This window comes from Saccharopolyspora antimicrobica (assembly GCF_003635025.1).
Lineage (GTDB): Bacteria > Actinomycetota > Actinomycetes > Mycobacteriales > Pseudonocardiaceae > Saccharopolyspora > Saccharopolyspora antimicrobica.
This window is the reverse complement of the sequence record NZ_RBXX01000002.1, coordinates 7520281-7533655: the sequence shown is the minus strand read 5'-3', so window position 1 is coordinate 7533655 and position 13375 is coordinate 7520281. Positions and strand designations below refer to the sequence as shown.

The following is a 13375-nucleotide window of genomic DNA, read 5'->3' as shown; positions in this document are numbered from 1 at the left end:
GAGGAGCGCACCATGACCGATGATCCGAACCCGGACCAGGGCTGGTACTTCAACCTGCGAACCCACCAGGTGCAGCACCACGACCGGGGCAGGGCCGACGACCTGCTCGGCCCCTACCCGGACGAGGAAACGGCCCGCCGCGCCCTGGAGATCGCAGCGGAGCGAACCCGCCAGGCAGACGCCCAGGACGCGGAGCGGGACGACGACGAGCAGTGAGCGCGCAGCGCGGACCGCGCGCTCACGAACCGCTCAGTGCAGGGTTTCGACCGCTGCCTTGCTGAACGGGGTGAGGTCGGGGATCCGGTCGCCGAGGACCTTGTCCGCCCACTGGGGATCGGCGAGGAGGGCTCGGCCGACCGCGACGAGGTCGAACTCGTCCTGCTCCAGGCGGTCGAGGAGTCGTTCGATGCTCTCCACCGCCGCGGTCGCCCCGTTCAGCGATCCAGGCTCGAACTCCTTGTTCAGGCCGACCGAGCCGACGGTGATGACGGGCTTGCCGGTGACCTTCTTCGTCCAGCCGGCGATGTTGAGCTCGGAGCCGGAATCCGGGAACTCCGGCTGCCAGTAGCGGCGGCCGGAGGCGTGGAAGGCGTCGACCCCGGCGTCGGCGAGCGGCGTGAGCAGGGCCTCCAGCTCGCCCGGGTTCTCGGCGAGCCGGATGTCGTAGTTCTCCGACTTCCACTGGGAGAAGCGCAGCACGACGGGGAAGTCGGGGGCTACGCGCTCGCGGATCGCGGTCACGACGTCCGCGGCGAACTTGGTGCGGGAGACCGGATCGCCGCCGTAGGCGTCGGTGCGCTGGTTGGTGCGCTCCCACAGGAACTGGTCGATGAGGTAGCCGTGCGCGCCGTGCAGCTCGATGCCGTCGAAGCCGATGCGCTCGGCTTCCTGCGCGGCGTCGGCGAAAGCGCCGATGATGTCGTCGATGTCGCCGAGCGTCAGCGCCGTGCCCGTGGGCGATCCGTCGAGGCCGATCCCGGAGGGGCCGACGGGCGGCGCTTCGGGGAACGGCGGTGCGCCTGCGGGCCGCTGGATGCCCACGTGCCAGAGCTGCGGCATGATCTTGCCGCCCTGCGCGTGCACGGCCTCCACCACGCGGGCCCAGCCGGCCAGCGACTCCGCGCCGTGGAAGCGGGGGACGTCGGCGCTGAACCCGGCGGAGGGGTGGTCGATGCTGGTGCCCTCGGTGATGATCAGGCCGGTTCCCGCCGCGGCGCGCCGCGCGTAGTACACGGCCACGTCGTCGCCCGGGATGCCACCGGGGGAGAACTGGCGGGTCATGGGAGCCATGACGATCCGGTTCGGCAGCGTTGCCGATCCCAGCGCGAACGGGCGGGACAGTAGCTGAGCTGCGCGGGTGCTCACGGTGGCGGTCTCCTGTCGGACGTGCCGGCTGAAACTGTACGAATCAAGATTACAGTTTCAAAGGATAAGTGCAACTGTGAGAGTTGCTATTATGGGGTCGGGTAGCATCGGCGCCGATCCGCGGACGGGGGTGGGGACCATGTTGGACATCCGGTTCTCCCGTGCGCTCACGTTGATGCTGTACCTCGCGGTCGCCGGTGAGCGCGGCACGGAAGCGCTGAGTTCGGCGCAGCTGGCCGACATCCTCGACACCAACCCGAGCCTGGTCCGCAAGCTCCTGGTCCCGCTGGTGGACGCCGGACTGGTCGTGTGCGCGAAGGGCCGCGCGGGCGGCGCGAGGCTGGGACGTCCGGCGGAGGAGATCACCCTGGCGGAGATCTACCGCTGCGCGATCGGCGACAAGCCCCTGTGGGCGTGCTCGCCGAGCGGTGCGCGCGTGTGCATGGTGACGGCGAACGTGAGCGAGTACTTCGCCGCGCTCACCGCGGAGGCCGAACGAGCGGTGCTCGCCTCGCTGGGCGATCGCACGCTAGCCGACAGCGTCCGCGAGCTCCGCCGCCTCGACGAGAACAAGCCCAGCAGCGCACGAATGGCCGAGATCGACTGAAAAATGCGGTGAGCTAACCGATTTCGACCAGTTCCCGATCGGGTTCGTCATCCCGGGGCACGATCACGCCGAGGACGACAACGGCGAAGGTGCGCATCGCGCGACGCCGGAGCGGTTCATGTGCACGTCGCCGTCGATGTGCCCGGCCTGTGACACATCACCGAGCACGACGCCCTCGATGATGTCGACGATTCTGGGCTCACCGTCCCGGTTCTTCGGCTGCCGCTCGCCCATGGGGTTCCCTCGGCCGTCGAGCATGGTGCGTTCGCGGACCCCTGCGGGCCGGTTCGCGTCAGACTACTGCGCCATCGGTGGCGAGGTGGCGAATTGAGCGCACGGGGTGGAAAAGCGCCGTCGGTATACGGGTTGTTCCTATGGCACAAGGAATTCCGTACTTGTGCGGGCTGATCATACGGTCGACGATTCCTCCGGTGGCCCTCGAAGGCCGCTCGTCCGGTGAGATCCAGGTCGACAGGTTTCCAAAGCTGCTGGACGCCGGTGACCGGACTCGTTTCCGCTACTCGAACGGAATTCGCGGTAAGAAGTGATGAATGACGATGCGGGCGCCGGATCGGCGCTCCGGAACGAAGTCTCCCAGCGCAGGTGGCTGGTGCTCGGAATCCTGTGCACGACCCTGCTGCTGGTCGGCATGGACCTCACGATCCTGCACGTGGCGGTTCCGACGCTGTCGCAGCAACTCCTGCCCAGCGCATCGCAACTGCTGTGGATGGTCGACAGCTATCCGCTGACGGTCGCGGCCTTCCTCGTCACCTGCGGCACGCTGAGCGATCGCATCGGACGGAAGAAGGTGCTGCTCGGCGGATTCGCCGTGTTCGGGCTGGCATCGGCGGGGGCCGCCTTCGCCACCACTCCGGTGGTGCTGATCGGCTTCCGCGCCGCGCTCGGGTTCGGTGCGGCCATGATCGCGGCCGCCACGGTGGCCATCATCCGCATCACCTTCCCCGACGCCCGGGAGCGCGCGTTCGCGATCGGCGTGTGGTCGGCCTGCCACAGCGCGGGCGCGGCCATCGGGCCGATCGCGGCCGGATTCCTGCTGGAGCACTTCTGGTGGGGATCGGTGTTCCTGATCAACGTGCCGGTCGTGCTCGTCGCGCTGGTCGTCGGCGCGGTCGTCGTGCCGGAGTCCAAGGACGAGGTGCGGCGCCGGTGGGATGCGCTCAGCGCCGTGATGTCCGTCCTCGGGCTGGGCGGGCTGGTGTACGCGTTGAAGCAGATCGGCGAGCACGGCTCGGTTTCCGCGCCGAACCTCATGATCGGCGTGGTGGCGGTGGCGCTGCTCATCGCGTTCGTGGTGCGGCAGCGCCGGATCAGGGAGCCGCTGCTGGATCTGTCGCTGTTCGCCGACCGGAAGTTCTCGGTGGCCACCGGGGCGATCCTCGCCTCCTTCGCCGGCTACATCGCGCTGATGTTCTTCGCCACGCAGCACTTCCAGCTCGTCTCGGGCTACTCACCGCTGCTGGCCGGCGCGGCTCTGCTGCCGATGGCCGCCGCGAACGCCGTCGGTGCGGTCTTGGCGCCCAACGTGGCGGCGGTGCTGAGCGATCGCGTCGCCATCACCCTGGCACTGCTGGTCTTCGGGGGCTCGATGCTCGGCCTCGCCCTGCTCGGTCCCGGCAGCGGGTACGGCGTCGTCGTCGCGCTGCTGGCGGGCAGCGGACTCGGGGTCGGCGTGGTGACGACGCTCGGTTCGGACGTGATCATGTCGGCGGCGGACCCGAGCCGGGCCGGTGCGGCGGGCGCGATCCAGGAGACGTCGTTCGAACTGGGCTCCGGCCTGGGCATCGTCGTCCTCGGCACGACGTTGAGCGTGATCTACCGGAACACCCTGGAGCCGGTCGCGGGCGTGGCCTCCGCGCAGCACGCGGAGGCGCAGAACTCGCTCGGGGCGGCGGTGCAGATCGCGGGCGGCCTGGACGAGCAGATGGGCGCGGCGCTGCGAACAGCGGCGGTGACGGCCTTCGGCAACGGCTTCTCCGCCGCCGCCGTCATGGGCGGCGCGATGCTGCTGGTGGTGGCCGTGGCGTCCTGGTTCGTGCTGCGCGAGCGGTAGCGCAATCGGTCCGCCTCCCCGGCGATCGGGGAGGCGGACCGGCCGGTGATCAGCGCAGGGCGGGCTGACCGCTGAGCGTGACGTCCGGGGTGAGCATCGCGCGGTCGAACTCGCGGAGCCGACCACCACCGGCCAGCAGCCGGGGCCAGTCGGGGTTGGCCAGCGCACCGCGGCCCAGCGCGACCAGGTCGGCTTCGCCGCCGGAGAGCAGGGGTTCCGCTCGCGCGGGCTCGTGCATCCCGCCGTTGGCGATCACGGGCAGGCCGGTGATCTCCTTGGCCAGCCGCGTGATCGTCACGCCCGGGGCGAGCTGAGCGCTCTCGGCCCAGTCCCGGCCCTCGCTGGCCAGGTGGAGGTAATCGGCGCCCGCGGCGGCGACGGAGCCGAAGATCACCTCCGCTTCGCCGACGCCACCCGGCCAGCGGTGCTCGAAGTCGTTGACCTTGGTCTGCGAAAGCCGGATGCCCACCGGGAACTCCGGGCCCACGGCGGCGCGCACCGCGCGGAGCACCTCGGCGGCGAAGTGCGCCCGGTTCGCCACCGAGCCGCCGTACCGGTCGGAGCGGAGGTTGGTGTAGTCGGTGATGAACTGGTCGACGAGGTAGCCGTTCGCGCCGTGCACCTCCACCGCGTCGAAGCCGGCCTCGCGCGCCCGGGCCGCAGTCGCGGCGAAGCCCGCGATGGCCTGGGCGATCTCCGCCTCGGTGGCCTCCGCCGGAGTCCGGAACGGCCCGGCGCCGCCGCCGTACGCGGGCATCTTCGCGCCCTTGGGGGCGACCGCCGAAGGCGCGATCGTCGGCCGGTCGAGCTGTGAGAGGGCTCCCGCGTGCATGAGCTGCAGTGCGATCCGGCCCCCGGCGTCGTGCACGGCGCGCACGACCTCGCGCCAGCCCGCCGCGTGCGCTTCGGACGTCAGGCCCGGCTGGTCCGGGTAGGCCTGGCTGTGCTGGTCGTCGGTGTAGGTGCCCTCGGTGGTGATCAGCCCGAACCCGCCGAGCGCGAATTCCCGGTAGTAGTCGGCCATCCGCTCGGTGGGCACCCCGTCTCCGGAGGTGCTGACCCGCGACATCGGGGCGACGACGGCGCGGTTGGGCAGCTCGGTCCCGCCGATGCGGACCGGGGTCAGGGCAGGGTGAATCGACATCTCATTCCTCGTTTCGGTGAACAGCGGCCGTGCTCGACGACGCGGAATGATCCTGTGCTCCACACATGCGCTAGGACAAGTACGGTCTTTGAAGTGCCGTAGTGTCATTTTGTATACTAATGAGGTGCCACGCGGGTTCTGCGCGGTGGCGCGGTCGGCAACCGGGAAGCAGACGGCGAAGAGGAGCGGGGCTCGTGCGGGAGAACGTTTCGGAGATGCCCGAGTACTGCACCGTCGAGGCGGCGATGGAGGTGGTCGGCGGCAAGTGGAAGATGGCCATCCTCAACTACCTCACCGGAGGGCCGCAGCGGTTCGGCGAGCTCAAGCGGGCGCTGCCGTCGATCACCCAGCGGATGCTGACCCGGCAGCTGCGCGAGCTCGAAGCCGACGGCATCGTGCTCCGCACCGTGTACGCGCAGGTCCCGCCGAAGGTCGAGTACAGCCTGACCACGATCGGCAAGAGCCTGGAGGACATCCTCCAGCGGCTGGAGGAGTGGGGCGCGTGGTACCGGGAGCAGCGCCGCCCGTGACCGGCGGCGCGCTCACCGGTCGACGCCCCACAGCAGCTCGGCGAGCTCGGTCAGGTCGGTGACGCCGGTCAGGTCGAGCGGTGTCCGCTCGAACACGTCGAAGTCGTGCAGGAACGTGAAGGCCAGCATCTCCTGCGGAAAGGTCGGCGCGACCGGCCAGTCCGCGCCGCGCAGCGCCGCCGCGAGCAGCTCCCGGTCGGCGCGGAAGGTGCTGAGGTGCAGCTGCACGAGGCCGTAGCGGAAGTCCCCGGCGTGGACGTCGTTGAAGTCGATCAGCCCGGTGACCTCACCGCGCTCCGGGTCGACGAAGAGGTTGCCCGCGTGCAGGTCGCCGTGGACGAACTCGGGGCTGCCGCCCAGCAGCTCGGCCGCCTCGGGCAGGAAGTCGTCGATGGCGTCGACGAGCCCGGGGGACAGGTGCTTCCACTCGCGGTGATCGGCAGCGGTCGCCGCCGCGCGCTCCCGCAGCAGGTCGGCGAACGCGGCCGGGTGCAGGACTTCGCTGCCGGTGAGCGGGATTCGCCGCAGCCGTCCCAGCAGTTCGCCCACCCGGCAGGCCAGCGCCAGCTCGGCGGCCCGGTCCATCTCGGCGGTCGCGCGCTGCCAGGGCCGGCCTTCGGCCACCGAGAGCACCAGGAACGGCCAGCTCCACCCGGTGGCGTCCGGCCGGAGCTCACCGCGGCCGAGCAGCGCCGGAACGGGCAGCTCGTGCCCGGCGAGCACCCGGTAAGCTGCGGCCTCGCATTCGAGGCTGCTCGGCCCGCACCAGAACTCCCCGTAGAGCTTCACCACGAGTCCGTTGTCGCCGATGAACACCGGGTTCGTGCTCTCACCGGGGCTCCGGAGCTCACCCGGCTGCGGGAAGCCGAGCGAGTCCAGGCCGCGCCGCACCCAGGGCTCCCAGAACCCGAGGTCGTTGCGGCGGTCGGCGTAGGACTCGTCCGAAGTGATCTCGCCGAGGTCGGGCAGCACCCCGTCGAGTCTAGGAGCGCCCTCCTGCCCGCGTGCGCAGTGCGTCGCCGGGCGCTCGCAGCCGGTGCTTGATCGAGTGATCTCCTCGCGCTGCCGCCGCCGGCGGCGGGCCCGGGGCCGGGGCTTTTGGCGGGACCCTACAAATCTTGGTCGCGAATGCTGGCGCGTTGCTCCTCTCACAACGGGGCGGCATCAGGCAGGGTTGAGGTCAAGTTCGGCGACGTTCCGCTCCGGGTCGTCGCCTTTCTCGTGTTGTCGAAGATGTGAGGCTCGGTGTTCAGTCGTATCGCCATCGTGAACAGGGGAGAGGCCGCCGTGCGGCTGATCCACGCCGTCCGGGAGGTCAACGCCGAGGGCACGGCGTCGATCCGGACGATCGCGCTCCACACCGATGTGGACGCCACCTCCACCTTCGTCCGAGAGGCGGATATCGGCTACCTGCTGGGCCCGGCGTCCGCGCGCCCCTACCTGGACCTGGACGTGTTGGAGCGCGCCCTGCGCGAGACCGGCGCCGACGCGGTGTGGGTCGGCTGGGGCTTCGTGGCCGAGGACCCGGCGTTCGCCGAGCTCTGCGAGAAGCTGGGCGTGACCTTCATCGGTCCGAGCCCCGAGGCCATGCGCAGGCTCGGTGACAAGATCGGCGCGAAGCTCCTCGCCGAGGAGGCCGGCGTGCCGGTGGCGCCCTGGAGCCGCGGCGCGGTGGCCGACCTCGACGGTGCGCTGCACGCCGCGAAGGAGATCGGCTACCCGCTGATGCTCAAGGCCACCGCGGGCGGTGGCGGGCGCGGTATCCGCGTCATCCACTCCGAGGACGAGTTGGCGGAGGCCTACGAACGCACCAGCCTCGAAGCCGAGCGCGCCTTCGGCAGCGGCGTGCTGTTCCTGGAGCGGCTGGTCACCGGTGCCCGCCACGTCGAGGTCCAGGTGATCGCCGACGGCCAGGGCACGGCCTGGGCGCTGGGCGTCCGGGACTGCTCGGTGCAGCGCCGCAACCAGAAGGTCATCGAGGAATCGGCGTCGCCGGTGCTCGGCGCCGAGCAGGTGCGCGAGCTCAAGGCCGCCGCCGAGCGGCTGGCGCTGGCCGCGGACTACCGCGGCGCCGGGACCGTCGAGTTCCTCTACCAGCCCGCCGAGAAGCTGTTCGCCTTCCTGGAGGTCAACACCCGGCTGCAGGTGGAGCACCCGATCACCGAGGCCACCACCGGCGTGGACCTGGTCAAGGCGCAGCTGCACGTGGCCGCGGGCGGCAAGCTCGAAGGCGAGATCCCGGCCGAGATCGGGCACGCGGTCGAAGCCCGCCTCAACGCCGAGGACCCGGACCGCGACTTCGCGCCCGCGCCCGGCCGGATCGCGCTGCTCGACCTGCCCGCCGGTCCCGGTATCCGCGTCGACACCGGGGTGAGCGAGGGCGACACCATCCCCGCCGACTTCGACTCGATGATCGCCAAGATCATCGCCTACGGCCGCGACCGGGACGAGGCGCTGGGCAGGCTGCGGCGCGCGCTGTCCCAGACGACGGTGATCATCGAGGGCGGCACCACCAACAAGAGCTTCCTGCTCGACCTGCTCGGCGAGCCCGAGGTGATCGACGGCAGCGCCGACACCGGCTGGATCGACCGGGTCCGCGAACAGGGCCGCCTGGTGTGCGACAGCGGCTCCGGGGTCGCGCTGGCCGCCGCCGCGATCGAGGCCTACGAGGACGAGGCGCAGGTCGAGCTGCAGCGGCTGCTGTCCACCGCGCACGGCGGCCGCCCGCAGGTCCAGCACGAGGGCGGCCGCGCGATCGACCTCAAGCTGCGCGGCGCGAGCTACCGGGTGCTGGTCGCCCAGGTGGGCCCGCAGCGCTACCGCGTCGGCTTCGCCAACGGCGACGACGTGCGCATGGTCGACGCCGAGCTCGAGCGCTACGACGCCGCCACCGGCCAGCTCGTGGTCAACGGGCAGCGGTTCCGGCTGGTCACCAGCACGCACGGCCCGATCCACCTGGTCGAGGTGGACGGCGTGACGCACCGGATCAGCCGCGACGAGGGCGGCGTGCTGCGCTCGCAGTCGCCCGCGCTGGTGGTCGCCACGCCGCTGGAGGTCGGCGACGAGGTCGAGGCCGGGGCACCGGTGCTCGTCCTGGAGGCCATGAAGATGGAGACGGTGCTGCGCGCACCGTTCCGCGCCAAGGTGCGCGAATGCCTGGTCTCGATCGGCAGCCAGGTGGAGACCGGTGCTCCGCTGCTGCGCCTGGAACCGGTCGAGGAGGACGGCGAGGAGTCCGCGACCGCCGCCAGCCAGGCCGCCGACATCGCGCTGCCGGACGAGCCCACCGGCGTCTCGGCGGCGGACCGGGTGCAGCGCGGGCTGCAGGACCTGCGCAGCCGCCTGCTCGGCTTCGACGTCGACCCGCACGACCAGCAGCGCGTGCTGGCCGACTACCTGGCCGCGCGCGCCGAGGTCACCGCCGACGGCGACCGCCCGCTGACCGGCGAGGTCGACCTGCTGTGGGTCTTCGCCGACCTCTCGGAGCTGAGCCGCAACAAGCCCGCCGCGCAGGACTCCACCGCCGACGTGCAGGTGCACAGCCCGCGCGAGTTCTTCCACAGCTACCTGCAGAGCCTCGACGTCGAGCGCGCCGGGCTCCCGGAGACCTTCCAGAACCGGCTCACCCGCGTCGTCGGGCACTACGGCGTCGACGGCCTGGACCGCACGCCCGCACTGGAGGAAGCGGTCTTCCGCATCTTCCTGGCCCAGCAGCGCGCCGCCTCCGACGTTGCCGTGGTCACCACGCTGCTGAAGCAGTGGCTCACCGAACCGGTGCCGCCGGCTTCGGTGCGCGAGACCGTGGGCCACGCCCTGGAGCACCTGATCGTGGCGACCCAGGTGCGGTTCCCGGTCGTCGGCGACCTCGCGCGCAGCCTGGTGTTCCGCTGGTTCGCCCAGCCGATGCTGCGGCGCACCCGCGCCGAGGTCTACACCGACGTGCGCAGGCACCTGCGCCACCTCGACGAGAACCCCGCCGCGCCGGACCGCGCGGAGCGCATCGCCGCCATGGTGGCCAGCCCGGAACCGCTGGTGCGGCTGCTCGGCCAGCGGATGGACCGCGACGGATCCGACCACGGGCCGCTGCTGGAGGTGCTCAGCAGGCGCTACTACCGGGACCGGTCGCTGGAGGACCTCCAGTGCCTGCGCTCCGGGGACCGCTCGCTGGTCACCGCCGAGTACGACCTGGACGGCCAGCGCCTGCAGCTGGTCGCCACGGCCGCCGAGTTCACCGGCCTAGCCGACGCTGTGCGGGCGGTCGCCGAGACGGCCACCCCGTCGGCCGAGCTGGTCGCCGACATCTACCTGGCCTGGAACGACCAGCCCGCGGACCCGGACGAGGCCGCCGCCGCGCTGGGCAAGGCGCTGGCCGGGCTGCCGCTGCCGGAGCGGCTGCGGCGGGTGACGACCACGGTGGCGGGCCGGCGCGGCACCACGATGCACCACCACTTCACCTTCCGCCCGGGCGAGGACGGCCTGGTCGAGGAGCGCATCATCCGCGGCCTGCACCCGCTCGTCGCCCAGCGGCTGCAGCTGCACCGGCTGGAGAACTTCGACATCACCCGGCTGCCGTCGGCCGACGAGGACGTCCACCTGCTCCGGTGCGTCGCGCCGGAGAACCCGGCCGACGAGCGCCTCGTCGCGATGGCCCAGATCCGCGACCTGACGCCGCTGCGCGACTCCGACGGCCGGGTCGTGGCGCTGCCCGCCGCTGAGGCGGTGCTGGACGCCTGCCTGGACGCGATCCGCCGGGTCCAGGCCCAGCGGCCGGCCAAGAAGCGGCTCGACGCCAACCGGATCGTGCTCTACGTGTGGCCGTCGAGCGACATCGACGAGCAGGCCCTCACCGCGGTGGCCGCGCGGGTCGCGCCGCGCACCGCCGGCGCCGGGCTGGAGGAAGTCCTCTACCTCGGCAGGCAGCAGGACCCGGCCACCGGGGACCTCGACGAGGTCGCGCTGCGGCTGGCTTACGGGGCGGGCGCCGGGCTGACCATCGAGCTGACGGAGCCGCCGACCGAGCCGATCCAGCCGCTGGACGACTACGGCCAGAAGGTGCTGCGCGCCCGGCGGCGCGGGAACGTCTACCCCTACGAGCTGATCGACGTGGTGGCCGGTGCCGACGGGACGTTCGTCGAGCACGACCTGGACGACACCGGCGCGCTGGTCCCGGTCGACCGGCCCAAGGGCCTCAACGAGTCGGGCATCGTGGCCGGGGTGGCCAGCTCGCCGACCGAGCGCTACCCGGAGGGCGTCAAGCGCGTGGTGCTGCTGGGCGACCCGACCAAGGCGCTCGGCGCGCTCTCCGAACCGGAGTGCTCGCGGGTGATCGCCGCACTGGACCTCGCCGAGCGCGAGGGCGTTCCGGTGGAGTGGTACGCGCTGTCGGCCGGTGCCCGGATCTCGATGGACTCCGGCACCGAGAACATGGACTGGGTGGCCGCCGCGCTGAAGCGGATCGTGCACTTCACCCAGGACGGCGGTGAGATCAACGTCGTGGTGGCCGGCATCAACGTGGGCGCCCAGCCGTACTGGAACGCCGAGGCCACGATGCTGATGCACACCAAGGGAATCCTGGTGATGACACCGGATTCGGCGATGGTGCTCACCGGCAAGCAGTCGCTGGACTTCTCCGGCGGTGTCTCGGCGGAGGACAACTTCGGCATCGGCGGCTACGACCGCGTGATGGGCCCGAACGGCCAGGCCCAGTACTGGGCGGCCGACCTCGCCGGCGCCCGGCGCGTGCTGATGGGGCACTACGACCACACCTACGTGGTGCCGGGCGAGACCGCGCCGCGCCGCGCGCGGACGGCCGACCCGGTCGACCGGGACGTCTCGGGCTTCCCGCACGCGGTGGTCGGCAGCGACTTCACCACGGTGGGCGAGATCTTCTCCGCGGCGACCAACCCGGACCGCAAGAAGCCCTTCGACATCCGCACGGTGATGCGGGCCATCGCCGACCAGGACCACCCGGTGCTGGAGCGCTGGGCGGGCATGGCGGACGCGGAGACGGCCGTGGTGCAGGACGCGCACCTCGGCGGGCTGCCGGTCTGCCTGGTCGGGATCGAGTCGCGGTCGGTGCCGCGCCGCGGCTTCCCGCCCACCGACGGCCCGGACACCTACACCTCCGGCACGCTGTTCCCGCGCTCGTCGAAGAAGGTCGCCCGGGCGATCAACGCGGCGAGCGGGAACCGGCCGCTGGTGGTGCTGGCCAACCTGTCCGGCTTCGACGGCTCGCCGGAGTCGATGCGCGCGCTGCAGCTGGAGTACGGCGCCGAGATCGGCCGCGCGGTGGTGAACTTCGAGGGCCCGATCGTGTTCTGCGTGATCTCGCGCTACCACGGCGGGGCGTTCGTGGTGTTCTCCAAGGCGCTCAACCCGAACATGACCGTGCTGGCCGTGGACGGCTCGTTCGCCTCGGTCATCGGCGGGGCGCCGGCGGCGGCCGTGGTCTTCGCGGGCGAGGTCAACGCGCGCACCGCGAAGGACCCGCGGGTGCAGGAGCTGGAGGCCCGGGTGGCCGCTGCCACCGACGTCGAGCGCGCCACGCTGGCCACCGAGCTGGCGGAACTGCGCTCGTCGGTACGGGCCGAGAAGCTCGGCGCGGTGGCCGCGGAGTTCGACTCGGTGCACTCCATCCAGCGCGCGGTGGAGGTCGGGTCGGTGGACGCGATCGTCCAGCCGGAGCGGCTGCGCCCGGACATCATCGCCGCCGTCGAGCGCGGGCTGGCGAAGCAGGGCTGAGGCACCGGGCGAGCGACGAGACCCCTCGTCGCTCGCCCGGCCCGCCGGGCGGGGTCAGGCGGTGGGCTTCGGGTCGAGGAAGCCGACGGCGCCCAGGACGTTGCCGCGGCGCGCCGCCGCGTCGTCCACCGGCTGGTCGGGACGCCAGTAGGCGGCGGGCACCACGCCGGGCTCGACGAGGGTGTAGCCGGGGAAGAGCGCGGCGACCTCGTCGGCGTTGCGGATGTGCATCTGCGGGGTGGAGGTCTCGGCCAGCAGCGCGCGCAGCTCGGCGATCTCCTCGTCGGTGCGGCTCAGCTGGGCGTTGTTGGACACCGCCAGCGCGCTGCCCGGCACGCAGGCGTCCCGGTAGTGGGCCACCAGCGACGCGCCGTCGGGGCTCGGGATGATGTCGAGGATGCCGAAGGCCAGGACCGCCACCGGACGGGAGAAGTCCAGCAGGCCGGCCACGCCCGGGGCGTTGAGCACCGAGTCGGGATCGCAGACGTCGGCCTCGGTGACGGTGACCCGCTCGTCGCCGCCGAGCAGGTGCCGCGCGTGGTGGCAGGCGACGGCCTCCCAGTCCACGTAGGCCACCCGGGCCTCCGGGTTGTGCGCGTGGGCGATCTCGTGCACGTTGCCGACCGTCGGCACGCCGGAGCCGAGGTCGATGAACTGGTCGATGCCGACCTCGGTGGTCAGGAAGCGCACCGTGCGGCCGAGGAAACCGCGGTTGATGTAGCAGTAGTCCCGTTCCGTCGGGGCGAACTCCAGGGCCCGCTCCGCGGTTTCCCGGTCGATCGCGAAGTTGGCCGATCCGCCGAGCAGGTAGTCGTACATGCGTGCGATGTTGGGGTTGTCCAGGTCCGCGTGCGAGACCCTGGCCGCCAACTCCGCGTCCCGGGAGTTCTGATGCATGTCGCCCACGGTAACCGGTC

The 13375-nt window shown here is 71.7% G+C and carries 10 protein-coding genes; 5 read left to right on the top strand and 5 right to left on the bottom strand.

The window, feature by feature from the left end:
- The first annotated feature begins 12 nt into the window (after positions 1-12).
- On the top strand, positions 13-216 hold the full coding sequence (locus tag ATL45_RS35550; RefSeq protein ID WP_093154907.1) for a hypothetical protein: 204 nt from the start codon (positions 13-15) through the stop codon (positions 214-216).
- A gap of 33 nt (positions 217-249) precedes the next feature.
- On the opposite strand, the gene ATL45_RS35545 is transcribed toward ATL45_RS35550, so the two are convergent.
- Positions 250-1365 (bottom strand): NADH:flavin oxidoreductase, encoded by a 1116-nt coding sequence (locus tag ATL45_RS35545; protein ID WP_093154909.1) that lies wholly within the window; start codon positions 1363-1365, stop codon positions 250-252.
- 139 nt (positions 1366-1504) lie between these two features.
- Here ATL45_RS35545 and ATL45_RS35540 point away from each other — a divergent pair, with 139 nt between their 5' ends.
- Positions 1505-1972, top strand: a complete 468-nt coding sequence (locus ATL45_RS35540; RefSeq protein ID WP_093154986.1) for an RrF2 family transcriptional regulator — start codon at positions 1505-1507, stop codon at positions 1970-1972.
- Positions 1973-2035: 63 nt separating this feature from the next.
- Here the strand turns inward: ATL45_RS35540 and ATL45_RS39195 are convergent, their stop codons facing one another.
- Complete coding sequence (locus ATL45_RS39195) at positions 2036-2206, bottom strand: hypothetical protein (RefSeq protein ID WP_170210438.1); 171 nt, start codon at positions 2204-2206, stop codon at positions 2036-2038.
- Between the two features lie 313 nt (positions 2207-2519).
- On the opposite strand from ATL45_RS39195, the gene ATL45_RS35535 reads away from it, so the two are divergent.
- Positions 2520-4043: an MFS transporter gene (locus ATL45_RS35535; RefSeq protein WP_093154910.1), complete on the top strand. Its 1524-nt coding sequence runs from the start codon at positions 2520-2522 to the stop codon at positions 4041-4043.
- Positions 4044-4092: 49 nt separating this feature from the next.
- Here the strand turns inward: ATL45_RS35535 and ATL45_RS35530 are convergent, their stop codons facing one another.
- Complete coding sequence (locus tag ATL45_RS35530) at positions 4093-5187, bottom strand: oxidoreductase (protein ID WP_093154912.1); 1095 nt, start codon at positions 5185-5187, stop codon at positions 4093-4095.
- A gap of 215 nt (positions 5188-5402) precedes the next feature.
- Between ATL45_RS35530 and ATL45_RS35525 the strand changes: the two genes are divergently transcribed.
- Positions 5403-5717 (top strand): winged helix-turn-helix transcriptional regulator, encoded by a 315-nt coding sequence (locus ATL45_RS35525; protein ID WP_170210561.1) that lies wholly within the window; start codon positions 5403-5405, stop codon positions 5715-5717.
- A 12-nt stretch (positions 5718-5729) separates the two neighbouring features.
- Here the strand turns inward: ATL45_RS35525 and ATL45_RS35520 are convergent, their stop codons facing one another.
- Positions 5730-6689 (bottom strand): phosphotransferase family protein, encoded by a 960-nt coding sequence (locus tag ATL45_RS35520; protein WP_093154915.1) that lies wholly within the window; start codon positions 6687-6689, stop codon positions 5730-5732.
- A gap of 273 nt (positions 6690-6962) precedes the next feature.
- Here ATL45_RS35520 and ATL45_RS35515 point away from each other — a divergent pair, with 273 nt between their 5' ends.
- Positions 6963-12458 (top strand): ATP-binding protein, encoded by a 5496-nt coding sequence (locus tag ATL45_RS35515; RefSeq protein ID WP_093154916.1) that lies wholly within the window; start codon positions 6963-6965, stop codon positions 12456-12458.
- A 54-nt stretch (positions 12459-12512) separates the two neighbouring features.
- On the opposite strand, the gene ATL45_RS35510 is transcribed toward ATL45_RS35515, so the two are convergent.
- Positions 12513-13355, bottom strand: a complete 843-nt coding sequence (locus ATL45_RS35510) for an SAM-dependent methyltransferase (protein WP_093154987.1) — start codon at positions 13353-13355, stop codon at positions 12513-12515.
- Between the last annotated feature and the right edge of the window lie 20 nt (positions 13356-13375).